This window comes from Microlunatus sp. M237 (genome assembly GCF_056896895.1).
Genome location: NZ_JBXHBL010000002.1, coordinates 246625 through 270174, shown reverse-complemented (window position 1 = coordinate 270174; position 23550 = coordinate 246625). Strand labels below are relative to the sequence as shown.

General features: G+C 69.5%; 21 protein-coding genes. 12 read left to right on the top strand and 9 right to left on the bottom strand.

The features are described 5' to 3' along the window. Window positions 1-20: 20 nt before the first annotated feature. Window positions 21-578, top strand: coding sequence for a DUF1990 family protein (locus tag AC1XX3_RS07475; RefSeq protein ID WP_483320461.1), 558 nt, complete (start codon window positions 21-23; stop codon window positions 576-578). A gap of 51 nt (window positions 579-629) precedes the next feature. After that, window positions 630-6605 carry a DUF3320 domain-containing protein gene (locus AC1XX3_RS07470; RefSeq protein ID WP_483320460.1) on the top strand — a complete coding sequence of 1992 codons (5976 nt, stop codon included), beginning with the start codon at window positions 630-632 and terminating at the stop codon, window positions 6603-6605. A 48-nt stretch (window positions 6606-6653) separates the two neighbouring features. Here AC1XX3_RS07470 and mshA read toward each other — a convergent pair whose 3' ends face one another. From mshA to AC1XX3_RS07455, 3 genes are all read right to left on the bottom strand, one after another. After that, entirely contained in the window at window positions 6654-7886 is a 1233-nt protein-coding gene (gene mshA, locus AC1XX3_RS07465; protein ID WP_483320459.1) for a D-inositol-3-phosphate glycosyltransferase, read from the bottom strand. 38 nt (window positions 7887-7924) lie between these two features. Continuing rightward, window positions 7925-9424, bottom strand: coding sequence for an ABC transporter permease (locus tag AC1XX3_RS07460; RefSeq protein ID WP_483320458.1), 1500 nt, complete (start codon window positions 9422-9424; stop codon window positions 7925-7927). Window positions 9425-9530: 106 nt separating this feature from the next. Next, complete coding sequence (locus AC1XX3_RS07455; RefSeq protein ID WP_483320457.1) at window positions 9531-10463, bottom strand: ABC transporter ATP-binding protein; 933 nt, start codon at window positions 10461-10463, stop codon at window positions 9531-9533. Window positions 10464-10517: 54 nt separating this feature from the next. Between AC1XX3_RS07455 and AC1XX3_RS07450 the strand changes: the two genes are divergently transcribed. Together AC1XX3_RS07450 and AC1XX3_RS07445 are read left to right on the top strand one after the other, a co-directional pair. Continuing rightward, on the top strand, window positions 10518-11063 hold the full coding sequence (locus AC1XX3_RS07450; RefSeq protein ID WP_483320456.1) for a GbsR/MarR family transcriptional regulator: 546 nt from the start codon (window positions 10518-10520) through the stop codon (window positions 11061-11063). Window positions 11064-11504: 441 nt separating this feature from the next. Continuing rightward, window positions 11505-11903, top strand: a complete 399-nt coding sequence (locus tag AC1XX3_RS07445) for a pyridoxamine 5'-phosphate oxidase family protein (protein ID WP_483320455.1) — start codon at window positions 11505-11507, stop codon at window positions 11901-11903. Between the two features lie 4 nt (window positions 11904-11907). Here the strand turns inward: AC1XX3_RS07445 and AC1XX3_RS07440 are convergent, their stop codons facing one another. The 3 genes from AC1XX3_RS07440 to AC1XX3_RS07430 form a co-directional block, all read right to left on the bottom strand. Continuing rightward, entirely contained in the window at window positions 11908-12240 is a 333-nt protein-coding gene (locus AC1XX3_RS07440; RefSeq protein WP_483320454.1) for a VOC family protein, read from the bottom strand. 119 nt (window positions 12241-12359) lie between these two features. Beyond that, window positions 12360-12935 (bottom strand): DapH/DapD/GlmU-related protein, encoded by a 576-nt coding sequence (locus AC1XX3_RS07435; protein ID WP_483320453.1) that lies wholly within the window; start codon window positions 12933-12935, stop codon window positions 12360-12362. 83 nt (window positions 12936-13018) lie between these two features. Further along, window positions 13019-14038, bottom strand: a complete 1020-nt coding sequence (locus tag AC1XX3_RS07430) for a zinc-dependent alcohol dehydrogenase family protein (RefSeq protein WP_483320452.1) — start codon at window positions 14036-14038, stop codon at window positions 13019-13021. 234 nt (window positions 14039-14272) lie between these two features. On the opposite strand from AC1XX3_RS07430, the gene AC1XX3_RS07425 reads away from it, so the two are divergent. The 7 genes from AC1XX3_RS07425 (at window position 14273) to AC1XX3_RS07395 (ending at window position 18741) form a co-directional block, all read left to right on the top strand. Continuing rightward, the gene (locus AC1XX3_RS07425; RefSeq protein ID WP_483320451.1) at window positions 14273-14686 is read left to right on the top strand and encodes a (R)-mandelonitrile lyase; all 414 of its coding nucleotides are present in this window, start codon (window positions 14273-14275) and stop codon (window positions 14684-14686) included. A gap of 37 nt (window positions 14687-14723) precedes the next feature. Then, window positions 14724-15356 carry a hypothetical protein gene (locus AC1XX3_RS07420; RefSeq protein WP_483320450.1) on the top strand — a complete coding sequence of 211 codons (633 nt, stop codon included), beginning with the start codon at window positions 14724-14726 and terminating at the stop codon, window positions 15354-15356. Window positions 15357-15365: 9 nt separating this feature from the next. Continuing rightward, window positions 15366-16214, top strand: a complete 849-nt coding sequence (locus AC1XX3_RS07415; RefSeq protein WP_483320449.1) for a class I SAM-dependent methyltransferase — start codon at window positions 15366-15368, stop codon at window positions 16212-16214. A 244-nt stretch (window positions 16215-16458) separates the two neighbouring features. Beyond that, complete coding sequence (locus tag AC1XX3_RS07410) at window positions 16459-16605, top strand: hypothetical protein (RefSeq protein WP_483320448.1); 147 nt, start codon at window positions 16459-16461, stop codon at window positions 16603-16605. Window positions 16606-16728: 123 nt separating this feature from the next. Beyond that, entirely contained in the window at window positions 16729-17661 is a 933-nt protein-coding gene (locus AC1XX3_RS07405) for a Fic family protein (protein ID WP_483320447.1), read from the top strand. A 283-nt stretch (window positions 17662-17944) separates the two neighbouring features. Beyond that, entirely contained in the window at window positions 17945-18100 is a 156-nt protein-coding gene (locus AC1XX3_RS07400) for a hypothetical protein (protein WP_483320446.1), read from the top strand. After that, window positions 18100-18741 carry a Fic family protein gene (locus AC1XX3_RS07395; RefSeq protein WP_483320445.1) on the top strand — a complete coding sequence of 214 codons (642 nt, stop codon included), beginning with the start codon at window positions 18100-18102 and terminating at the stop codon, window positions 18739-18741. Before AC1XX3_RS07400 ends, AC1XX3_RS07395 begins: the two co-directional genes overlap by 1 nt. 161 nt (window positions 18742-18902) lie before the next feature. Here AC1XX3_RS07395 and glnA read toward each other — a convergent pair whose 3' ends face one another. Then, window positions 18903-20324: a type I glutamate--ammonia ligase gene (gene glnA / locus AC1XX3_RS07390; protein WP_483320444.1), complete on the bottom strand. Its 1422-nt coding sequence runs from the start codon at window positions 20322-20324 to the stop codon at window positions 18903-18905. Window positions 20325-20519: 195 nt separating this feature from the next. Here glnA and AC1XX3_RS07385 point away from each other — a divergent pair, with 195 nt between their 5' ends. Beyond that, window positions 20520-20963 (top strand): RDD family protein, encoded by a 444-nt coding sequence (locus AC1XX3_RS07385; RefSeq protein WP_483320443.1) that lies wholly within the window; start codon window positions 20520-20522, stop codon window positions 20961-20963. 42 nt (window positions 20964-21005) lie between these two features. Here the strand turns inward: AC1XX3_RS07385 and AC1XX3_RS07380 are convergent, their stop codons facing one another. Further along, on the bottom strand, window positions 21006-22127 hold the full coding sequence (locus AC1XX3_RS07380; RefSeq protein ID WP_483320442.1) for a pyridoxal-phosphate-dependent aminotransferase family protein: 1122 nt from the start codon (window positions 22125-22127) through the stop codon (window positions 21006-21008). Window positions 22128-22143: 16 nt separating this feature from the next. Next, a complete protein-coding gene (locus tag AC1XX3_RS07375; RefSeq protein WP_483320441.1) occupies window positions 22144-23511 on the bottom strand; it encodes an FAD-binding oxidoreductase in 1368 nt (455 codons plus the stop codon). Window positions 23512-23550: the final 39 nt, after the last annotated feature.

Below are 23550 nucleotides of genomic sequence, written 5' to 3'. Positions count from 1 at the left end.
GGCGAGACCGAGGAGACGACATGGTCGCGATGTCCGTACGCGGCGACCGCGCCGCCGCCGAGCGACGGCTGGCCCGGGCCCGCAGCCAGCAGCCCACCTCCAGCGCCGACCCGGCTGCCGACCTGGCCACGATGATGCGGATCGAGCAGCGGCGTGAGCTCGGCCACGGCCACGAGCTGTTGCTGGCCGCCGGCGAGTACGTCCGGGCCTGGGGCATGCAGACCGGTGCTGGACTGCAGGTGGTCGCCAGCACCCCAGCGGCGGAGCTGGGGACCACCGTGGTGCTGGCCATCGGGATCGGGCCGGTGGACGTGCTCGCCCCTTGTCGGGTGACGGCGGTCTACGACACCGACCACCGCCGCGGCTTCCGCTATGCGACTCTTCCGGGGCACCCGGTGACCGGTGTGGAGGAGTTCCTCATCGAGCGCGACACCGCCGACCGGGTGACGGTGGTGGTTCGCGCGGTCAGCCGGGCGGGGTCGCCTCTGGTCCGGCTGGGTTCACCGGTGGCGCGCCGGCTGCAGGCCCGCACCACGCGGCGCTATCTGCAGGCGGTCGTCGACGCGATCGCCCGATGACCCGGCGGTGGCCCAGGCGCGGCGTCAGCACGGCGGCATAGGGTGCACGTCATGGCCGTGACCGTGGAGATCGAGGTGCTCGCGGCGCCGTCGGTGAACTACGCCATGGCGCACAACGAGCTGTCCTTCTTGCACCGTCTCGTGGTCGACGTCACGACCCGGCAGCCGCTGTCCGACGTCTGCCTCTCGCTCCGGCTGGTGGACGCGCAGGGGACGGTGGTCAGCCGGCCCTGGAGTCGGCGGTGGGAGTCGCTGGATTCGGGCACCGTGGTCTTGGACAACCCCGATGTCCGCCTTGACGCGCAGCGGATGTCGGAGCTGGAAGAGGAGACCTCGGCCGAGGTCCTGGTCGAGCTGCAGGCGGGCAATGAGCTGCTCGCCCGGTCGCACACGCCGATCCGGCTGTTGGCGGCGCGGCAGTGGGTGCTGGACCCGGCGGCCCCGGTGCTGTCGCTGGAGCTGCTCGCCTCCTTCATCCAGCCGAACCACCCCGCGGTGGCCGGACTCGTCGCGGCGACCGCCGGCGAGCTGACCCGGCGTACCGGCAACGGGGCTCTGGTGGTCGCCGACCAACCACCGGAGCGCCTGGACGCCATCGTTGAGGCGCTGTTCACCGCGATGTCTGCGGTTGGCATCCACTACGCCCAGGAGCCGGCCAGCTGGGGCTACGGACAGAAGGTGCGTACGCCCGGCGACGTGCTGGACGGGCGGCTGGGCACCTGCTTGGACACCACCGTGGTGATGGCCGCCGCCCTGGAGCAGATCGGCATCGCCCCGGTGCTCTGGGTGGCCCGCGGCCACGCCTTCCTCGGCTATTGGCGCGCGCCCAACTCCGGCCTGCCCGAGGCGGCCAGCCTGCAGCCCGCCGGCGCGGCCAACGCCGTCGACCTGCAGCTGATGGGCGTGGTCGAGACCACCCTGGTCACCACCGACCGCCGGCCGCCGCCCGCCGAGGGGTTCCGACGCGCTCGCCAGGCACCGCTGGACAGCTATTTCCACGGCAACACCGCCGACCTGGTCGGGGTGGTCGACGTGGCCATGGCGCGCTGGATGCGGGTGCTGCCCGTCCCTGCCCGCCGGGTCCGCGATGACGGTGTGGTGGAGATCGTCGACTACACCCCGCCCGAGATCGGCATCCCGGCCGCAGCCGAGCCGAGCACACCCTCGCGGGCCGTCGAACCGGCTGCCGATCCGGCCCCGGCCCGGATTCGGCAGTGGAAGAACGCGCTGCTGGACCTGACGCTGCGCAACCGGCTGCTGAACATGACCAGCCAGATGACGCAGGTGCCGCTGGTGGTCGCCGGCGAGCAGCTCGGCACGCTGGCCGGCTTGCTGCAGGATGGCCGGACCGTGACGGTGCGGGCCCTCGACGACCTCTCGGGCGCCGTCGCCAAGGAAGGCGCCCGGGATGCGTTCGCATTGCCGGGCGATGTGCAGCGGGCGATGCTGACCAATCGCTCCACCGTCTACTCAGCGCTGGCCACCGGACACCATGAGGCGGCGATCAACCGGCTGCGCTACCGGGCCCGGACCACCATCGAGGAGACCGGCGCCAACCCGCTGTACGTCACCCTGGCCCGGCTGGACTGGCGGCTCGGCGACCGGGAGCTGTCCGCCCCGCTGCTGCTCGCGCCGGTCGACGTCAAAGGGGTGGTGATGCCGTTCCGGATCGCGTTCGACGAGACCGGCGCCGTGACGGTCAACCTGTCACTGCTGGAGAAGCTACGGCAGGAGTTCGGCCTGGTCATCCCCGAGCTGGAGGAGCTGCCGCTGCGCACCGACGGTGACGGCGTCGACGTGGACGCGGTGGTCCGCATCGTCCGCGAGGCCATCGACGCCGCCGAGCTGCGCTTCCGGGTGGAGACCGAGGCCCGGCTGGCCATCGTCGCGTTCACCGGCTATCTCCTCTGGCGCGACCTGGACGAGCATTGGCAGGAGTTCATGACCAGGCCTCTCATCCGGCACCTGGTGGAGTCACCGCACGAGTCCTTCCCCGGCACCGGTAACGGAGCCGAGCCGCCGCCGCTGGACGAGGTGGTGGCGGCTTCGCCGATCCCGGCTGATGGAGCCCAGGCGGAGGCCATCGCCGCGGCACGGGCCGGCCGCAGCTTCGTCCTGGAGGGCCCACCCGGCACCGGCAAGTCCCAGACCATCACCAACATCCTCACCGACCAGCTCGCGCAGGGCCGTACCGTCTTGTTCGTGGCTGAGAAGGGGGCTGCGCTCGACGTCGTCCGAACCCGGCTCGGTGAGGTCGGGCTGGCGCCGTTCACCTTGGACCTGCACGACCGCAACGCCCGCCCGGCGGAGGTGCGCGCCCGGCTGCGGGCCGCGTTGGCCCAGGCCCCGCAGGTCGACCCGGAGGGCTACCGGATCGCCGCCCAGGATGTCCGCAGCAGCTCGGAGACGCTTGCCGACTATGTCTCCCGCGTGCACAGTCCCAACCACCTCGGGCTGTCGCTCTATCAGGCGCGGACCCGGCTGCTCGCCCGTGGCGTCGGCCCGGTGCTGACCGTGACCGACGACGACCTCGGCGGTGCGCAGGGCGGACGGCCGGCAGCGGAGCCGGGCGGGGGAGCGGCAGACCCCGCGGCCGTCGAGGCGGCCCGGGCGGCCGTGGACCGGGCCGTCCCCGCGCTCCGGCACGCGCGGTTGCGGCCGGAGCACCCGTGGGCGTTCGCCCGGCAGCTGCCCGACGTCGACCTGACCGGCCCCGTCGAGGAGTCGGCGGCCGCGGTGGCGGCGGCACTGGCGCTGATCGACTCCACCGGCCTGGCCGTCGGGCGAGCCCTTGAGGCGTGCCGAACCGCCGCCGAGCTGGCGGCGGTGTCCTGGCTGCTGTCGGTCCGTGCTGCGCCGCCGGCCCTGTTGGCGGAGTCGTCGACCGGCCGCTGGCAGCAGGCCCGGGCCGAGCTGGACGCCCGGACCGAGACGCTGCGCGGCCAGGCGCGCACCCTGCTGGCGGACTTCGCCCCGGCGGTCGTCGAGCTGCCACTGGAGCCGGTACGCCAGGCCGTCCGTGAGGCGGCCGCCTCATTCTTCCTCGGCCGAAAGTCACGGCTGGTGTCCGCGGGTGCACCACTGCTGGCCCTGCTGCTCCCCGGTCGCACCGTCGAGCCCAAACAGCTGCCGCAGGTGGTGGAGCAGGTGGCCGCCCTGCAGCGCGACCACACCGCCGTCGTCTCCGGGTGGCGGGCGCTGCCCGGTCTCGCTGTCCTGCCGGAGCGCACCAACCTGCTGTCCGACGCCGGCGTGGGCGAGCTCGAGGAGACGCTGACCGCCCTGACCCGCGATGCCGCAGCGCTCGCCGGGCTGCCGGCCGCGCTGCGCGACGAGGTGTCCCGGGCCCGGGCGGTGGAGGCGCCACTGGCCGACGCCGGCCGCTCCACCATCACTGCGGCCGTTGCCGCGCTGCGGACGGTGCTGGGGCCGACCGGGTCCACCGACGAGGATCAGCGCGCCTTCGCCGGTGGCCGCGGTCTGCTGCGCCGCTGGGCGGACAGCCAGCCCGAGCGTGCGGCGGACCTGCCGCGCTGCGTCGACCTCCGGGCCTGGACCGAGTGCGTCTGCGCCCTCCAGCCGCTGGAGCGGGTATTGCCGACGGCACGCCTGGAGCTGCTGACCGGCGTGGTCGACCCGGACGACGCCGTCGCCGCCCTCGACCGCGGACTGGCCGGCGCCAGCGTGGCCGAGCGGTTGGCGGCGGGGCGGCTGCGGCATTTCGACGGCGCGCACCACGACCGCACCGTTGACCGCTTCGTCGTCGGGTCGGAGCAGCTGCGCGACCAGCTGCGGAGTGTCGTGCCCGCCGCAGTGGTGGGCCGCAGACCCTTTCGGGCCGGGGCGACCTTCGGACAGGTGGGCGCGCTGGAGCGCGAGATCGGTCGCAGTCGGGGCGGGCTGAGCGTACGGCGGCTGGTGCAGCGGTTCGGCGGTGTGATCGCGGAGATCACTCCGTGCGTCCTGGTCAGCCCCGACTCGCTGGCCCGGTTCGTGCCGCCGGGCAGCATCTCGTTCGACCTGGTCGTCTTCGACGAGGCGTCCCAGATCCGAGTCGCCGACGCGGTCGGTGCGCTCGGCCGCGCGGACACGGTGGTGGTGGCTGGTGACTCCAAGCAGCTGCCCCCGACCGCCTTCGGCGCAGCCGGTCCGGAGGAGAACGACGACGAGTCGGACTTCGCCGTGGTGACCGACGAGGAGTCGATCCTCTCCGAGTGCGTCCAGGCCAGAGTCCCGCGGCTGTGGCTGTCGTGGCACTACCGCAGCCAGGACGAGGCGCTGATCGCGTTCAGCAACTCCGCCTACTACGAGGGCCGGCTGTCGTCCTTCCCGACGGCCCCGGGACGACACAGCGACTCCGGGGTCTCCTTCGTCCGGGTCGACGGCCGCTTCAACCGCGGTCGCGGCGACGGTCCGCTGCGGACCAACCCGGTCGAGGCGGCGGCGGTGGTGGCGGAGGTGCTGCGTCGCTGGCACGCCCGCGAGCGTTCCATCGGCGTGGTGACCTTCAACCTCCAGCAGCGGACCCTGATCGAGCAGATGCTGTGGGACTGCGGGGTCGAAGGGGTGATCGAGTCGCTCGCCGCCCGCCAGGACGGCCTCTTCGTCAAGAACCTGGAGAACGTCCAGGGCGACGAGCGCGACGTGATCATCTTCTCCACCGGGTTCTCCGCCGATGCCGACGGGCAGCTGCCGCTGAACTTCGGACCCCTGAACCGCAGTGGCGGTGAGCGGCGCCTCAACGTGGCCATCACCCGCGCCCGCCGCCGGGTGATGGTGTTCTCCTCCTTCGAACCCGAGGACCTGCGGGCCGACCAGACGTCGTCGGTCGGGATCAAGCATCTCCGCGGCTATCTCGAGCTGGCCAAGTACGGCGTGGCGGCGGCAGAGCTGGACGGCGCGGCGGCGCCGTCGCTGGCCCTGCCGCGCGCGGTGGACCGTCACCGCGACGACCTGGCCGCGGCGTTGCGGGCGCGTGGGCTCGTGGTCCGCACCGGCGTCGGGCTGTCGGACTTCCAGGTCGACCTGGCGTTGTCGTGGCCCGAGCGCGGCGAGCAGGCCGCGGTCGCGGTGCTGCTGGACTCACCGGCGTGGGCGGCGCGACGGACCACCGGTGACCGCGATGGTCTGCCGACCGTGGTGCTGCACGAGATCATGGGCTGGCCGGACGTGGTCCGGGTGTGGCTCCCGGCCTGGCTGCAGCAGCCCGAGGCTGTGCTCGACGAGCTGGTGGAACGCACCAGGGCGGTGGCGGCGCGTCCGACGGCGGGGGGCGAGACCCGGGCCGATGATGATGATGATCTTGATCAGCCAGCCGATCCCGGGCCTGACCTTCGCCGGCTTGACGGCGACCATGATCACCGAAGAGATGATCATGAACGGATTCCTGATCCACAACGGCTTGCCCTGGCGTCGGCGCCGCTCGGAGCGCATGCGGACCTGCCGGTGACCGTCCCGGTGAGCGCTGTGGCGGAGCTGGAGGAGTTCGTCGCATACCGGCCCGGCGCGGTGCAGCCACGCCATGGGTTGGAGTCGCTGGCGAGGGGTCGGAGCAGCTCGCAGCTGGACGGTCTCGTCCGTCAGATCGTCGATGCAGAAGGGCCGATCTCGGTCGAGCGGCTGGCTCGGTGCGTCGTGCTCGCGCACGGGGTGAGTCGGTTGCAGGCCACCCGGGTGGCCGAGGTGGACCGGGTCGTGCCGGCCGACCTGCGCCGCGACTCTGAAGGCTTCGTCTGGCCGCCGACACGGGATCCGCTGCGCTGGGAGGGATTCCGGCCCTGGTCGGGCCCGAGCAAGGAGCGGCCATTGGATGACGTGGCAGTACGCGAGATCGCCAACGCCATGGTGCAGCTGGCGAGGAGCTCGATGGGCATCGGCGAGGCCGAGCTGTTCAAGCAGACCTGCCGACTGTTCGGTGGCTCGCGGGTCACCGACGGGATCGCCGCCCGACTGGAGCTGGCGCTCCGGTCGGCCTGCGCCGAGGAGCGGCTGACCCGCCGGGGTGGCGTGGTCGCACCGGTGGTCTGACGCAGCGGCCCAGCGCTCAGGGCCCCGTCGCCATCGGCCCGGTCCGACTCAGCGGCGCAGGGCTACGTGGTAGGCGTCCAGCGTGGCGGCGGCCGAGTTGTCCCAGCTGAACCGGGCCGCATGCGCCGCGGCGTTCGCGCCCAGGCGTACCGACTCCTCCCGGTCGTCGAGGACGGCCGCCAGCGCGTCGGCCCAGCGGATCGGGTCGTGGCCGTCGACCAGCACGCCGGTGTGCTGGTCCTCCACCGCATGCCGCAGTCCGCCGACGTCGGTGGCCACCACCGGTCGGCCGCAGGCCTGGGCCTCGAGGGCGACCAGCCCGAAGGACTCGTTGTAGGACGGGACACCGACGACATCTGACACGCAGTACCACCGGAACAGCTCCGAACGGGGGGAGTGCGGCCGGAACTCGACCAGGTCAGCGACGCCGAGCGAGCTGGCGAGCGCGGGCAGGGTCTCGGCCCAGTGGGCCTCGGGTCCGCTGGGGCTGCCGATGATGATCACCTCTAGGGTGGAGCGGCGGTCGGGCCGGCGGCGGATCAGCTCGGCGGTGGCCCGGATCAGCACATCGGGAGCCTTGAGTGGCTGGATCCGACCGACGAACAAGATCACCTGGGCGTCGTCGCGCACCCCCAGCTGGGCCCGCGACTTCGGCTGGTCACAGGGATGGAAGGTGTGCAGGTCGACACCCGGTGGGACGATGACGATCTGCTCGTCGCGGGCTGCGTAATGCAGGCGCAGGTCGTGCGCCTCGTCGGGGGTGTTGGCGGTCAGCACCGCGCTCGAGGCGACGATCGCGGACTCGCCCAGCTCGCGTACGTCCGGCTCGGCCAGCTGCCCCGACCCGCGAGCGGCGTTCTTCACCTTGGCCATCGTGTGCATGGTGTGCACCACCGGGACGTCGTGCCGCCTCGCCAGCTCCAAGCCGACCATGCCGGAGAGCCAGTAGTGGGTGTGCAGCAGGTCGTAGCCGGCGATGCCGGCTTCCATCGCGTCGGCGAAGGAGTCGACCAGCCCCGGCAGCTGTTCCTTCGGTACTGGCTCGGTCGGCCCGGCGGTGAGGTGGATGACACGGGTGCGCTCACCCAGGTCGACGATGTCGGGGGTGTCGGGGTCGGTGCGTCGGGTGAAGACGTCGACGTGGAGCCCTCGTTCGGCCAGCCGGGTCGCGACCTCGGCGACATAGACGTTGAGGCCGCCGGCGTCGCCCAACCCGGGCGTCTCCAGCGGCGACGTGTGCATGCTGACCATGGCGATCCGCTGCGGATATTCCGATCTCACCTGCACATGCAACCACGCGCCGAGCACTCGCGCGTGGGTCAGGTCAGGTCGCGGCGGCGGAACCCGACAACGGCGACGGCCAGCAACGCTGCGGCGATGGCTCCGAGCGCCAGCAGTGGGGCCGCGTCGACCGGGCCACCGGGCACCACCTTGACGTGGTTGAACGGTGAGAGGTCAACCAGCCATCGCGGCAGCTCGAGCAACGGGCCGAACTCGCCGACGACCAGGAAGGCGATCAGCAGCAGCCAGGCCAGCGAGGTCCGACGGGGGAGCACCCCGGTGAGCGCCAGGGTCAGACCGACGCAGACCCACACCGGCGCGACCGGTGCCAGCACCATCGGCACCAGGTGCGGCACCATCTCGCCGGGTGTCCCGATCGCGGCCCCGAAGCTGAGCGACAGCGTCAGCCCGAAGATGACCAGCAACGCGGCACTGCCCACCAGGGCGACCACAGCGTGGCTGGCGAGCAGCGCAGGACGCGACACCCCGCCGGCCAGCAGCGTCTCGGCATGGAGGCTGGTCTCCTCACCGTGCAGCCGAAGGGCGGCGCCGATTCCGTACGCCGCGGCGGCGAGGGCGGCGAAGTGCGACTCGGTGGCCAGGAACAGGTCGGTCATGCTGCTGCTGGTGCCGCCGAGTGCGCGCAGCATCTGTTGCACCTGGGGGGTGTCGGTCATGGCGTCGACGTTCACGGCGACGCTGCCGAGAAGCAGGCCCAATAAGGCGAATCCCACCGTCCAGCCCAGCAGCGACGCGCGCTGCAGCCGCCAGGCGAGCGCGGCCGGGGACCGTAGCCAGCGGCCGGCGACCGCCCGACCCGACCGGGCTGCCACCAACCCGGCTCCCAGGTCGCGGCGTTCCAGCAGGGCGTACGCGAGGCCGACGCTGCCCGCGAAGAAGCAGACAGGGATCAGCGCCAGCGAGTAGCGGTCGGCGCCGAACGGCTGCAGCTTCTGCGCCCAGCCCAGGGGCGACAGCCAGCTCAGCGCGGCCACTGCGCCGGTGCTCGTGTCGGCTGTCGCCCGGAGCGCGTACGCGAGTCCCAGCGCCCCGACCGACCAGGCGGCCGCGCCACGCGACGACTCGGTCAGCTGGGCGGCGACCGCGGCGATGCCGATGAAGCTGAGCCCGGCTCCGGCCCAGCTGAGGCCGAAGGTCACCGATCCGGCCACCCCGAGACCGACGGCGATCAGGCTCGCTGACGCCAGCGCCGCCGTCAGCACGACAGCAGCCGCGGCAACCAGCACTGCTGCCGTCAGCGGCGCGCGACGGCCCACCACCGCTGCCCCGACGAGCTCGATCCGACCAGCCTCCTCTTCGGCCCGGGTATGGCGCCGTACGATCGCCGACGCGAGCAGCGCCAGCAGAGCCGCGCCGAGCAGGGTGGTCTTGAACACGGCGATGGCGTCGGGGTTGTCGGCGTCGCCCAGCGGGCCGTAGAGGGCGAGCAGTGCCGGCTGGCCGCGATGCTGCGCCCGGCTGCCACCGCGGCGGCCGGCTCGGCGTAGAGGCGGACGGAGGCGGCGGCGGAGACCCACGCCAGCAGCACCAGCCCGGCGATTGCTCCGATGGCGAGCAGGCGGTCACGGTGCACGGCCAGCCGGACCAGCGTGCCGGTGCCGGCGAGGCCCCAGCGCTCGGCGCTCATGCTGCGCTCGTGCCCGCTGATGCGCTGGCGCGGTCCTGGGCGGGATCGCGCTGGTAGGAGCTGAGGAACAGGTCCTCCAGCGAGGGAGGCTGACAGGTCAGGGCAGTGAGGTGATAGCCGGACAGTCGGGCGATGGCGTCACCGAGGTGCAGCGTCTCGATCGAGCAGCGGACCCGGTTGTCGTGGACCTGGACCGCATGCACGCCGGGGAGGGTCCCGAAGAGCTCCGGGGTCACGGGTTCGGCCACCCGGGCGTCGACGGTGGTGCGGGTCAGCCGCCGCAGCTCGAGCAGAGTGCCGGATACGACGGTGCGACCGGCGCGGACGATGGTGACCCGGTCACACAGGGCCTCGACCTCGCTCAGGATATGGCTGGACAACAGCACCGTCCGTCCCTGCCTGCGGACCTCCTCGACGCACTGGCGGAACACCGCCTCCATCAGCGGGTCGAGCCCGGAGGTCGGCTCGTCGAGGATGAGCAGCTCGACGTCGGAAGCCAGCGCGGCGACCAGGGCCACCTTCTGCCGGTTGCCCTTGGAGTACGTCCGACTCTTCTTGGTCGGGTCCAGGTCGAAACGTTCGAGCAGATCGGCCCGGCGGCCTGCAGCCAGGCCGCCGCGGAGCCGGCCGAGCAGGTCGATCACCTCACCGCCGGTCAGCGTCGGCCACAGGGTCACATCGCCAGGCACGTACGCCAGCCGCCGGTGCAGCCGCTCGACGTCGCGCCAGGGGTCCCCGCCGAGCAGGGTGGCGGAGCCGGAGTCGGCGCGGAGCAGACCGAGCAGGATGCGGATGGTGGTCGACTTGCCGGCACCGTTGGGACCGAGGAAGCCGTGTACCTCACCGGCTGCCACCTCGAGATCAAGCCCGTCGAGGGCCGGGGATCGGCCGAACGACTTGTGCAGGTCCTGCACGGAGATGATCGCCATACCCGTCACGTTACACAGATTTCAGAGAAATATGAATGAAGTAAAGTAGCCGCCATGACCTCGTCCCCCGAGTCTCCGACCACCGACCCGTCCCTCACGGAGCGCCCGGTAGCGGCCGGGGCATTCGCCTCCGCCGCGACCTTCGTCGAGCGCTTCGGCTCGGCGCTGACCGATGCCGGGATGCCGCGGCTGCCGGCCCGGGTGTTCGCCGCATTGCTCGCCGACGAGGACGGGCGGATGACTGCGGCCGAGCTGGCGGAGACGCTGCAGGTGAGCCCGGCCGCGGTGTCGGGTGCGGTGCGCTATCTGGCGCAGATCCAGCTGATCCATCGGGAGCGCGAGCGGGGGACCCGGCGTGACGTCTACGTCGTGAGGGAGGACGCCTGGCACGACGCGATCATCAACAGCGGCCGGACGTACGCGCCGTTGCTGGATGTCCTCACCCAGGGCGTCGACGCCGTCGGCGGATCCTCGACGGCGCCGGGGGCGCGGCTGAGTTTGTCGGTGGAGTTTCTCCGGTTTCTCAGCCGGGAGATGGAGCAGATCGCCGCTCGCTGGGACGAGCACCGTCGCCGGGTCCAGTCAGCTGGCCTGCCCTGAGGTGCTTTGTCGTCAGGTGAAATCCGACCTGGTGTCGGTCGCGCCGCGGGCGACATCTGGACAGCAAGAAGTCCGCGGTCGCCTGCTCGGGGGTTCAGGTAACCGCGGACTCATTTGAACCATATCGCCGAATCGGCTGCCGCGCCAGCGATGGGCGGCACCGAATTTTCTACCATCGTTGCAAATTTCGCCGACGCGGGCTGGACGGCTTCTCTGTGCCGGTTGATCAGTGCGGCCACGACCATCACTCCGGCGCGAGAGCTATCACCGGCCAAGGTGGAACGGTGAGATCCGGTGATCATCTGCACAGGGCGAGCAGCGTTGCGGCCGGGGCCAGCCAAGCGGTGGGGTTCGGGTCCACGCGTCGTGCGACCGGCTGGCGCGTCCGGTCGGACTGGGCCGAAACGCCGTGATGTCACGCTTATAGGGTAAGAACACAGGATGAACATCATCACCGCGCTGGAGACTGCGGAGTGCTACGAGTTGCTGGCCACCACCACGGTGGGCCGGATCGCCTTTGACGGGCCGCACGGCCTGGGACTGCTGCCGGTCAACTTCGGCTTGGTCGGGACCGACATCTTGTTCAGCACCGGGGCCGATGGGGACATGGCCCATTCGGTCGGCCACGGCGACGCGGTGTTCGAGATCGACCACCACGCCGCGCTGGTCGCCACCGGCTGGAGCGTCGTGGTCCGTGGTCCGCTCACGGTGGTGACGGACACCGACGTGGAGCGGATTCTGAACCCACGTTCCCTGCCATGGGGCATTGAAGGCCCCGTGATCTACCTGCGGATGCAGCCGCGCGTGGTAACCGGGCGCCGGGTCACCCGACGCGACTGAGAACTCAGGCCGAGGTGTCGATCACGCAGAACAGATTGCCGTCCGGGTCGGCGAGCACCACGAAGTCCGCGTCCGGCGGATAGTCCCACTCGACTCGGCGGGCGCCGAGCGACACCAGACGGTCGACCTCGGCCTGTTGGTCGGCCGCATCGGCGGCCCACAGGTCAAGATGCGTCCGGTCGTCCTCATCGAGATGCAACCGCACCCCTTCACCGGACCGAGGCCCCAAGAAGGAGGGGTTGGCTGAGCCGGCTTCGTATCCGAGCGCTTGTGACCAGAACGCTCCTGCACGGTCGCCGTCCGCGACCTTCAACACCACCGCACCGATTGTGAGCATGCCCAGATCGTGGCACAGTCCGACAGCGGCTGCACCGCTCACGCATCATCGATCCGTGAGCGGCACGCAGCTCGCCCGCCCCGGATGCTGGGAAAGATCGGTTCCGGCGGTCAGTCTGCTCAGGCGTTGAAACCGGTCATGCGGATGAGCTTCGCGGGCACACCGGCGACGATGGCGTTGGCGGGTACGTCCTTGGTCACGACGGCCCCGGCGCCGACGATCGCTCCGTCGCCGATGGTGACGCCGGGGACGACGGTGACGGCCGCACCGAGCCAGACCTTGCGACCGATGTGAATCGGAGCGGGCACGATATCGCCACGTCGATCCGGGTCGATGTGGTGGTTGAGTGTGGTCAGCGTGCTGCCGTGGCCGATGAGGGTGTCGTCGCCGATGGTGATGCCGCCGGTGTCCTGGAAGCGGCAGCCGAGGTTGATGAAGACGCGCCGGCCGAGGGTCAGGTTCTTGCCGAACTCGCTGTGGAACGGCGGGAAGACATTAACGGAGTCGTCGATCGGCTTGCCGGTGAGCTCAGCGACCAGGGCACGGATCTGTTCAGGCGTGCGGTAGCCGTTGTTGATCTCAGCAGTGACCCGAAACGCGTCCAGGGAGGCTTGATACATGAACTGGTGCTGCTCGGAGCCACCCTCGATCGGCGTCCCGCTGTTCACGTGGTTGAGGAAGTCCTGCAGGTCCATGGGAGCCTCCGTGCTCGGGTAGCGCCATCAGCCCGGGCGTGGGCACGGGGCTGTGGTCAGGATTGTTCGGACGAGATTATGGCTCAGACGCTCAGCAGGACTTTGGTCGCGGTGCGCTGGTCCATCGCCTGGTAGCCCTCGGCGGCACGCTCAAGCGGGAGAGTGAGGTCGAAGACCTTGCCCGGGTCGATCGTGCGGTCCCAGATGAGCTGGATCAGGTCGGGGAGGAACCGACGTACGGGCGCCGGGCCACCGTGGAGGTGGACGCCGGCCATGAACAGCTCATCGCCGGGGATGGCGACGTCGTGCGAGACGCCGACGAACCCGACGTGCCCACCGGCCCGGGCGGAGTGGATGGCCTGCATCATCGCCTCCTGGGTGCCGACGGCCTCGATCACCGAGTGTGCGCCGAGGCCGTCGGTGAGCTCCTTGACCCGAGCCGCTCCCGCCACGCCGCGCTCCGCGATGAAATCGGTCGCGCCGAACTCGCGCGCCAGCGCCTGTCGGTCCGCGTGCCGGCTGAAGGCGATGATGCGCTCCGCGCCGAGCTGCCGGGCGGCCAGGATGGCGAGCAGGCCGACCGCACCGTCGCCGACGACGGCCACAGTCCTGCCGGGGCCGGCCTCGGCGGCGACCGCGGCGAACCATCCGGTGCCGAGCACGTCGGAGGCGGCCATCAGCGAGGGGATGAGGTCGGGGTCGGGCATCGCCGGGGTCGCGACCAGGGTGCCGTCGGCGAGAGGGATGCGCGCCAGCTCGGACTGCGTCCCAAGGGTGCCCATCAGCACCCGGTGCACGCAATAGGCCTGATAGCCGGCCCGGCAGATCTCACAGGTGTTGTCGGAAGCCCAGAAGGAGCCGACGACGAAGTCGCCGACCCGAATGGTGCGCACCTGCGAGCCGAGCTCCGTCACGACGCCGACGTACTCGTGGCCCATCACCTGGTGATCGACCGGCTCAGCACCGCGGTAGGGCCACAGGTCGCTGCCGCAGATGCACGTCGCCGCAAGGCGGATGATGGCGTCGGTGGGCTCGATGATCTTCGGGTCCTCGCGGTCCTCGACCCGCACGTCCCCGGGTCCGTACATGACAACCTGGCGCATCGCGTTTCTCCTCCTCGGCTCGTGCACGCATGGTGGCGGCTGCCGCCATGTCATCGAGTCAAGCGCTCCTGGCCTTGGAGAGGAAGTCCCTGGCGGTCGGTGCACTGACAGGGAACCCTTGGAGCGCTCCGAGACGTCTAGTCGGGCCCTACGCTCAAGGCGTGGACAACAGCCATGACGTGGGTCGAGAAGTACCCGAGTTTCTTCCCACCCGACATTGACCGAAGGAAGACCATGCAGATCACCCGCAGCTCGATCGACACCGCCAAGGGCCCCGCCGACTGGTTCACCGGCGACGTCTTCATCGACGCCGTCGCCGCCGCCCCGCCGCCGTCGCGGGTCGCCGCCAACCTGGTGCACTTCATGCCCGGGGCTCGTACCCACTGGCACCGCCACCCGCTGAGCCAGACTGTCTTCGTCACCGAGGGCGTCGGCCTGTGCCAGCGCCGCGGCGGGCCGGTCGAGGTGATCCGCCCGGGCGACCGCGTCCTCTTCGAGGCCGACGAGGAGCACTGGCACGGAGCCGCGCCCACGCGGCTGATGGTGCACCTCGCCATCAACGAGGGCGACGACGAGCACGAGGTCGTCCACTGGCTCGAGCCGGTCACCGCAGAGGAGTACGCCGCCGCGCCGCCGCTCGACTACTGAGGCTCGTCCAGGCTCTGGGCGGCGGTAGCGTGCTGCGATGCCGCTGAGTGATCTGACCCCTAGCGAAGTGACCAGGATCTATGGGCCCTGGCTCCCGCGGACGCCCCGCGATGCTGCGGTTCTGTTCGACGGCTACCCCGGACGATGGTGGATCGCTGGCGGGTGGGCCCTGGAGGCCTTCACCGGCGTACGCCGTCCGCACGGCGATCTGGACCCCAGCATCCCTCGTCACGAGCTGCCGCTGCTCCGGCGGCATCTGGCCGGCAAGATCGACTTGTGGTCGGCGGACCAAGAGACCCTGCGAGTGCTGCTCCCCGGCGATCTGGAGCGGGACTCGCTGGCGGACAGCTGCGAGAACGTCTGGGCGCGGAGCAGCGGGGGCGAGCCTTGGCAGTTCGACATCATCTTGATGGGTGTGACGGGGGACAGGTGGGTGTTCAAGCGGGACTCTCGGATCAGTCTCCCGATCGACGAGATCGTGTGGACCGTCGACGGGATTGCGTACCTGCGTCCACAGGTGCAGCTGCTGCACAAGGCGGCCGGGCTCAGGCCGAAGGATCAAGCTGATTTCGCCGCGACCTGGCCGCGACTGGATCCGGCCGCTCGACGCTGGCTGCGCGAAGCCATCGAGCTGGTCCACCCCGGGCACTCCTGGCTTGAGGTGATGTGACCGGACGCCGTGGCCCTCCCACAAGGAGAACATTCACCGCGCGTTCTCAGTGATCATCACCAGTCGCCAGCATCACACGAAGGGAAACTTCTCTTGTCCACATCAGCACCGCGGACGTTCGATCAACTCGTCGAGGAAGCGACGTCGACCCGCCTTGAGGGCTGGGACTTCTCCTTCCTTGCGGGACGGGTCGAAACGGAGCCACTTCCGTGGAGCTATGAACGTCGGGCTGCCGACCTCGTCCCGAACGCTCGCCGAATCCTCGACGTCGATACCGGCGGCGGTGAGATTTTCAGCTCATTGCGACCACCACCGGGAAGCGTCGCGGTGGAGCCGTATCCGCCGAATGTGACAGTCGCTGCGCGACGACTCGAGCCGCTCGGGATTCACGTGGTGGCCCGCACCGCCGACGCGCTGCCGGTCGATGACGCGCTGTTTGACCTTGTACTGAACCGCCACGCGTGGCTGAACCTGCGGGAGACCTACCGGGTGCTGGAACCTGGTGGTCGGCTGCTGAGCCAGCAGGTCGGCGCACACAACGACCTCGAGTTCAACGAAGCTTTGGCCATCCCGGTGTCGGTCAGTTCGACAGCACCGGCTGGACTCGAAGGGCTCGCCGATCAATTGCAGCGCGCCGGGTTCATCCCTCGTACGGTGCGGGAGTCGATCGTTGTCACGCGCTACCTCGACGTCGGCGCCGTGGTGTTCCAGTTGCGGGCGATCCCATGGCAGGCGCCCAGCTTTGACGTCGTACGTCATCGCGAGCAGCTTCGCCGCATCCACGACCAGATCGTGCACACTGGCGGGTTCGTGGTGCGGAGTCAGCGTTTTCTTCTCGAGGCGCACAAAAGGGCTTGATTCGGCGGAAGCTCGCGCGCAGCGTGTCAACGGCACGCGTGCGCAGCTGGTGCCCTACTGAAGGTTCGCAGTCTTTCCTTCAGGGCCGCCTGCTGAGTTAAAGGTTGAATACTTATCCTTTCATAGACTAATGCGCCATGAAAGGAAACGCGTGATGGCGACGTGGGAAGACGCGCGCTAGGAGGCGTCGATCGACTCCGGTGCGGCGAAGGCGGAACAACGAGCGGGCCGGTACCAACGTTACGTGCCCGACCACCTCGACGGCATCGGCCTGGCTGTCAACGGGGACATCTCCCGGCACGTGTCGATCGTCGAGCGCAGCATCCGCGCCCTCAATGGCTCGGGCGCCGAGGGGCTCGCCGGGATCGCTCGATTCCTTCTTCGTTCATAGGCCAGCGCCAGCTCGAGGATCAAGGGAATCGCGCCGTCAGCGCAACAGGTTGCCTTCGCCGAACTCGGACAATCAGAGACGGTCAGAGGGATCAGCGAACAGGCGAAGCTTGTCGCCAACAATATGACGATCGTCCGCGGTGCAACCACCGACTTGGTCGACGCCGACTTGCTGACGGTAGATCACAATGTCCAGCTTCACCGCTCGCTGCTTCCCGACGAGCCGGGTCACCACGGCCTCCGCACTGTTCAGAACTGGGTCGGCACATGGAGCTGGACCCCGATCGGCGCGTCCTTCGTGTCGCCAGCTCCTGAGCGGGTCGCCGACTACATGGCAGACCTTGTCGACTATCTGAACGGCTCCGCCCATGCGCCACTGATCCAAGCTGCGATGGTGCATGCGCAGTTCGAGACCATCCACCCGTTCACAGATGGCGATGGCCGGGTCGGTCGTGCGCTCATCCATACAGTGCTCGCGCGACGCGGGCTCACCGAGCGCGCGGTCCTCCCGATCAGCTTGGTACGGGCGACTCTGCGTGATCGATACGTCGACGGACTCACTGACTATCGGCACTCAGCGTCTCCTGCCAGCGTCGATGCAAGCGTCTCGACCAATGCTTGGCTTGCCACCTTCGTCGATGCAGCTGGAATCGCCGTTGAGCAGCCGGCGGCGCTGATGACGAAGATCAACGATCTCCGTCAGGCCTGGATGCATCGGCTCGCGTCGCATCGTGTGGCGACGGGCTTGTGGGCGACGCCGCGCGCCGACTCAGCTGTGGCCCGTCTGCTTGCTCAGCTGCCCGAGGCTCCGGTTGTGACGGCGACGACGCTGACCAAGATCCTTGGTGTGTCGTTCCCGGCTGCGAGCGCGGCCCTAGAGGAACTCCGCCACGCGGGGATCCTGTCGATCAAGTCGATCGAGCGTGGCGCCACGGCCTACATCGCGCGAGAGGTGCTGGACCTCATCACGTTGTCCGAGCGGGCACTCGCGAGCACCCAGTTCGACACCAGGAGTGCGCCACCCAACCGAAACGTGTCCGCACTGCCGCAGCGCTGAGTTGGTTAACGGGCGATGGGCGAGGGCGGTTGTTGAGGGCCCTGGCTCCCGTGGACGCCGGGCACACCGTCCTTGGCCCGCAAGCGCCAGGGGTCCTGCCGTGCGAACCAGGACGTCTGTGCCGCAACCGCCGCCGCGTTCTTCCGTATCCCGGACAGTGGTCGCAGAGGGCTAGCTTCGCACGGGTCAGCGGCTGCTTGTCGCGGTCATCCGTGCTGCTGAAGGACCGCGGATCGTGGCCAGCCCGCGCAGATGGTGGCTAGACTTTCCTCGAGGAGGAGCGATGAACAAGAAGACTGTCTCGGCTAAGGCCCGTCGCCAATTCGTCGCGCGCTCCACCAAGGCGTCGGCACGATTGGAACGACGCGTCGTGCCTGACGGTCACGTTCGCTCGACGAAGGTTGAGAAGTTCGTGGAGTCGCTGCGCGCGAAGGCCTGATGGCCCTCGAACCTGACTATGGCGAGACCGTCGTCAGCGACGAGGAAGCCGAGGCGCTCACGCCTGCGGCTCGGGAGATTCTGGGTGATCCGGTCCGCAAGGCGGATCTGTATGACCTCGAACAGCAGATCCAGGACGAGGCGGCTGATGAGTGGTGGGAGACCCTGCTGAACTGGAACATTCCGGTTCGTGATCTTCTTACCGACCACTTCGTCAGAGAACTTCACCGTCGTCTCTATGCGCCAGTTTGGGAGTGGGGTGGTCGCCAGCGCTCGGTGGAGACCAACATCGGCATCGCTCCGGAGCACATCGCCGTAGAACTACGGAATGCGCTGGACAACCTCAGCTATCAGTGGGACCGCCAAACGGGCATCACTGGTCGCACACTCGGAATCGCAGCACACGCCGCAGTGGTGCGCATCCATCCGTTCGTGGATGGCAACGGCAGAGTGACGAGACTGCTCGCCGACCTGGTGTTCCTCGCCGCGCAGACTGGTTGGGAGCCGTTGCTGGGCTACGACTGGGACGTCGATCGACAGACCTATATCCGGCTACTCGGCGAGTACGACATGACTCGGGACCCGACGGCCTTAGCCGAGTTCATTCCGGTGGTCTCACTTGAGGACGGGACGACCGAGTAGATCCAGCGATCGACCAACAGCGGTTCCGCCGGCCTGCGGCACTCGTCAGCGAAGACCACCCTCGACACCTACGGTCACCTGTGGCAGAACTCCGATGACAGCACAAGGGCCGCCATCAACACTGTGATGACGGCCCGTCGTGCAGTTCTTGCAGTTACCGATCAGACGTCGTAGTACAGCTCGAACTCGTGCGGCGTCGGACGCAGCCGGATGGCGTCGATCTCGGCGCGCTTGAGCTCGACCCAAGACTCGATCAGGTCGGCGGTGAACACGTCACCGGCGAGCAGGAACTCGTGGTCGGCCTCGAGGGAGTCGAGGACGGCGCTGAGGTCGGCCGGCACGGTGGGCACGGAAGCGTGCTCCTCGGGCGGCAGCTCGTAGAGGTCCTTGTCGACCGGAGCCATCGGCTCGATCTTGTTCTGGATGCCGTCCAGGCCGGCCAGCAGGATCGCCGAGAACGCCAGATACGGGTTCGACGACGGGTCGGGGCAGCGGAACTCGACGCGCTTCGCCTTGGGGTTGGAGCCCGTGATCGGGATCCGGATGCAGGCGGAGCGGTTGCGCGAGCTGTAGACCAGGTTGACCGGAGCCTCGAAGCCCGGCACCAGGCGGTGATAGGAGTTGACGCTCGGGTTGGTGAACGCCAGCAGCGACGGCGCGTGCTTCAGGATGCCGCCGATGTACCACCGGGCGATGTCGGACAGGCCGCCGTAGCCGGCCTCGTCGTAGAACAGCGGGATGCCGTCGTTCCAGATCGAGCTGTGGACGTGCATGCCCGAGCCGTTGTCGCCGAAGATCGGCTTCGGCATGAAGGTGGCCGTCTTGCCGGCCGCCCAGGCGGTGTTCTTGATGATGTACTTGAACTTCATCACGTCGTCGCCGGCCTGCAGCAGCGTGTTGAAGCGGTAGTTGATCTCTGCCTGACCGGCGGTGCCGACCTCGTGGTGAGCACGCTCGACGACGAGACCGGAGTTCTCCAGGTTCAGCGTCATCTGGTCGCGCAGCTCGCCGAAGTGGTCGGTCGGTGCGACGGGGAAGTAGCCACCCTTGTAGCGGACCTTGTAGCCGCGGTTGCCACCGTCCTCGACCCGGCCGGTGTTCCAGGCGCCGGCGACGGAGTCGATCGCGTAGTAGCCGGTGTTGGCCTTGGTCTCGAACCGCACGTCGTCGAAGACGTAGAACTCGGCCTCGGGGGCGAAGAACGCGGTGTCACCGATGCCGGTGGAGGCGAGGTAGGCCTCGGCCTTGCGCGCGATGTTGCGCGGGTCGCGGCTGTAGGCCTCCTTGGTCAGCGGGTCGTGGACGAAGAAGTTGACGCACAGCGTCTTGACGCTGCGGAAGGGATCGAGGTATGCCGTCGTCGGGTCAGGCAGCAGGGCCATGTCCGACTCGTGGATCTTCTGGAAGCCGCGAACCGAGGAGCCGTCGAACGCCAGACCTTCCTCGAAGACCTCGGGCCCGAAGGACCCGGCCGGGACGGTGAAGTGCTGCATGATGCCTGGCAGATCGCAGAAGCGGATGTCGATGATCTCGACACCCTCGTCCTTGATGTATGCCAACAGGTCGTCGGCTCCTTGGAACATCTGTCCTCCGGTGAAGTCGTGAATCGCTCACAGTGAGCATTACTGGCTGGACGAGCGCCGTGCTAGGACTCGGTACTCGGTGGCTGGAGCCTAGGGAGGTGGCATTTCCGTCCAGTTCCACAATTGTTTCGTACGTGTAACACGGCAGCTGGCGACGTGGGCTGGGCACCGACCGTGCCCGGGTAGCCTCGGGGGGTGGCCACGAACTCCGTCCCCTCCCGCACCGAGGACAGCTCCTATCCGGGGCAGAGCCTCGGACTCCCCGCGACCGGCCGTGGGTCACTCGCCCCGTGGCGGTCACGCATCACCGCCCTGGTCTTGGACTGGGCCGCCAGCATGATCGTCGCCGTGGCTCTGTTCGGCATCGGAGTGCTGACCGAGGACGGGTGGCGTGCCGGGATGGTGCTGGCTGTCTTCTTCGTGGAGAGCTCGGTGCTGTCCGCGCTCACCGGCGGCACCTTCGGCCAGCTGCTCTGCCGGATCGCGATCTTCCGGTTGGACGCCAAGCCGCTCGGCTTCGTCCGCGCCATCGGACGCAGCGCTCTGGTGTGCCTGGCCCTGCCGGCGCTGGTGATCGGCGTCGACCGCCGCGGGCTGCACGACCTCGCCGCCGGCACGGTGGTCATCAACCGCCGCTGACCGCAGCCTCTCGACTCCACGACCCCCAAGACCTGCCAGGGATCAGACTCGGGTGAGGGCGTCTCGGAGCGCGGCCAGCATCAGCAAGGCGGCATCGGGCCGGGCGTTGTGGCCCATCAGGCCGATCCGCCACACCGTGGCGGCGTACGCACCGGCGCCGCCCCCGATCTCCAGGTTGTGCCGTTCCAGCAGCACCCGGCGTACCGCGGCCGAGTCCACCCCGTCGGGCACCTTCACCGTGGTCAGCTCCGGCAGCCGGAAGCGCTCGGCCGCGAACAGCTCCAGCCCCATCTCCTGCAGGCCGTCCTGGAGGATCTGCCCGGCCTCCGCGTGCCGAGCCCAGACGTTCTCCAGGCCCTCCGCCAGCACCCGGGCCAGGCCCGCGTGCAGGCTCGCCACCATGGCGACCGGGGCGGTGTGGTGGTACGTACGCCCGCCGCTGCTGCCGTCGACGTAGCCACCGAGCAGCCCGAGGTCGAGGTACCACGACTGCGGTCGCTCGATCCGGCGTTCGAAGGCTCGGTCGGTGATGGTGAACGGGGCCAGTCCCGGCGCCACGCCCAGGCACTTCTGGGTGCCGGCATAGCCCACGTCGATGCCCCAGGCGTCGGCCCGTAGCTCGATCCCGCCGATGGAGGTGACCGCGTCGGCGATCAGCAGCGCGTCTCCCTTCAGCTCGCCCAGGGCGGCGATGTCGGAGCGTACGCCGGTCGACGTCTCCGCGTGCACCGCCGCGATGACCTTGGGCTGCGGATGGGCGTCGGCCACCCGCTCCGGGTCGATCGGCTCACCCCAGGGGTGGTCCACCCGGACCACCTCGGCGCCGCAGCGTGCGGCCACCTCGCACATGCGCTCGCCGAACAGCCCGTTGACGGCGATGACGGCGACGTCGCCGGGGCCGACGGTGTTGACGAAGGCGGCTTCCATCCCGGCCGACCCGGTGGCACTGAGCGGCAGCGTACGGCTATTGGCCGTGCCCCAGGCGGTACGCAGCGAGGCGCAGGTCTCGTCCATGATCTGCAAGAAGGCGGGGTCGAGGTGACCGAGCAGCGGCAATGCCAGCGCGGCGGTGGCCTCCGGATATGGGTTGGACGGGCCGGGGCCGAACAGTCGGCGTTCCACGATGGGAGGGTGCGCGGCGCCGTTCAGTGCGAGGGAGACCATGAGCCGAACCTATCGCTCAGAGCATGGCGCCGGGGTTGAGGATCCCCGCCGGGTCGAAGGCATCCTTGATCCGCCGGGTCAGCGCCATCACGTCGGGTCCGAGCTGGTCCGGCAGCGCCGCCTTCTTCATCCGGCCCACGCCGTGCTCACCGGTGATGGTGCCGCCGAGCTGGATGGCGAGCGCCATGATCTCGTCGAACGCGGTGCGCGCGCGGGCGAGCGAGTCCGGGTCGGTGGGGTCGTAGATCACGTTCGGATGGGTGTTGCCGTCACCGGCGTGCGCCACCATCGCCACCACCACGGCGTGCCGGATGCCGATCTCGGTGACCCCGGCCAGCAGCGCCGGCAGCACCGGCACCGGGACGCCGACGTCTTCCAGCAGGAGCGCCCCCTGGGCCTCGAGGGCGGGGAAGGCGGCCCGCCGGGCGGCGATGAAGAGCTCGCCCTCGTCCGGGTCATCGGTGACGAACACCTCCTTGGCACCCGAGGTCACGAAGGCGGCTTCCATGATCGACAGCTCGGCGCCGCCGGCTGCACCGGGCGCATCGGTCTGGGCGATCAGCATCGCGCCCGCAGCACGGTCCAGCCCCATCGGCCGATGATCTTCGATGGCGTTGATCGAGACCTGGTCCATCAGCTCCATCATCGACGGCCGCATGGTCCGCGCCACTGCCGCGACGGCGGTCGCTGCAGCGGCGACCGTCGGGAAGGTCGCCACCACGGTCGAGCGGGGCGGCTGGGCGGGAACCAGTCGCAGCACCGCCCGGGTGATCACTCCGAGCGTGCCTTCGCTGCCCACAAACAGCTTCAGCAGTGACAAGCCGGCGACGTCCTTGATCCGCGGACCACCGAGAACGATCTTGGTGCCGTCAGCCAGCACCACATCGAGGCCGAGCACGTAGTCGGTGGTCACCCCGTATTTCACGCAGCACAACCCGCCCGCGTTGGTGGCGATGTTGCCGCCGATCGAGCAGATCTCGTAGGAGGAGGGGTCGGGCGGATACCACAGACCGTACTCGGCGGCCGCCCGCTTGACCTCGATGTTGAGTGCGCCTGGCTCGACCACCGCGACGTTGCAGGCGGGGTCGATCTCCACCGACCGCATCCGGTCCAGACTCAGCACCACGCCACCGTCCACGGCGGACGACCCGCCGGACAGCCCCGTACCGGCGCCCCGGGGGACCACCGCGACCCGGTGCTTGGCCGCCCAGCGCAATGCGGTCTGCACCTGGTCGGCGTCGACCGGTCGGATCACGGCGAACGGCGTGCCGGCGTCCGGGTCGCGGGACCAGTCCCGACGGTAGCTCTCGATAGTGGCGGGCTCGGTGATCACCGTGTCCGCCGGCAGCACCGCCCGCAGTGCCTCCAGTGGCAACTCGCTCATGGCGACCAACCTAGCCGCCCCCGATCTCGCTCCGATCGC

What these genes read in the sequence shown, in the direction of transcription:
- AC1XX3_RS07475 (WP_483320461.1), top strand. Translation starts at nt 21, where the DNA reads ATGGTCGCGATGTCCGTACGCGGCGACCGCGCCGCCGCCGAGCGACGG.
- AC1XX3_RS07470 (WP_483320460.1), top strand. Translation starts at nt 630, where the DNA reads ATGGCCGTGACCGTGGAGATCGAGGTGCTCGCGGCGCCGTCGGTGAAC.
- AC1XX3_RS07455 (WP_483320457.1), bottom strand. Translation starts at nt 10,463, where the DNA reads ATGGCGATCATCTCCGTGCAGGACCTGCACAAGTCGTTCGGCCGATCC.
- AC1XX3_RS07450 (WP_483320456.1), top strand. Translation starts at nt 10,518, where the DNA reads ATGACCTCGTCCCCCGAGTCTCCGACCACCGACCCGTCCCTCACGGAG.
- AC1XX3_RS07445 (WP_483320455.1), top strand. Translation starts at nt 11,505, where the DNA reads ATGAACATCATCACCGCGCTGGAGACTGCGGAGTGCTACGAGTTGCTG.
- AC1XX3_RS07440 (WP_483320454.1), bottom strand. Translation starts at nt 12,240, where the DNA reads ATGCTCACAATCGGTGCGGTGGTGTTGAAGGTCGCGGACGGCGACCGT.
- AC1XX3_RS07435 (WP_483320453.1), bottom strand. Translation starts at nt 12,935, where the DNA reads ATGGACCTGCAGGACTTCCTCAACCACGTGAACAGCGGGACGCCGATC.
- AC1XX3_RS07430 (WP_483320452.1), bottom strand. Translation starts at nt 14,038, where the DNA reads ATGCGCCAGGTTGTCATGTACGGACCCGGGGACGTGCGGGTCGAGGAC.
- AC1XX3_RS07425 (WP_483320451.1), top strand. Translation starts at nt 14,273, where the DNA reads ATGCAGATCACCCGCAGCTCGATCGACACCGCCAAGGGCCCCGCCGAC.
- AC1XX3_RS07420 (WP_483320450.1), top strand. Translation starts at nt 14,724, where the DNA reads ATGCCGCTGAGTGATCTGACCCCTAGCGAAGTGACCAGGATCTATGGG.
- AC1XX3_RS07405 (WP_483320447.1), top strand. Translation starts at nt 16,729, where the DNA reads ATGACGATCGTCCGCGGTGCAACCACCGACTTGGTCGACGCCGACTTG.
- AC1XX3_RS07400 (WP_483320446.1), top strand. Translation starts at nt 17,945, where the DNA reads ATGAACAAGAAGACTGTCTCGGCTAAGGCCCGTCGCCAATTCGTCGCG.
- AC1XX3_RS07395 (WP_483320445.1), top strand. Translation starts at nt 18,100, where the DNA reads ATGGCCCTCGAACCTGACTATGGCGAGACCGTCGTCAGCGACGAGGAA.
- glnA (WP_483320444.1), bottom strand. Translation starts at nt 20,324, where the DNA reads ATGTTCCAAGGAGCCGACGACCTGTTGGCATACATCAAGGACGAGGGT.
- AC1XX3_RS07380 (WP_483320442.1), bottom strand. Translation starts at nt 22,127, where the DNA reads ATGGTCTCCCTCGCACTGAACGGCGCCGCGCACCCTCCCATCGTGGAA.
- AC1XX3_RS07375 (WP_483320441.1), bottom strand. Translation starts at nt 23,511, where the DNA reads ATGAGCGAGTTGCCACTGGAGGCACTGCGGGCGGTGCTGCCGGCGGAC.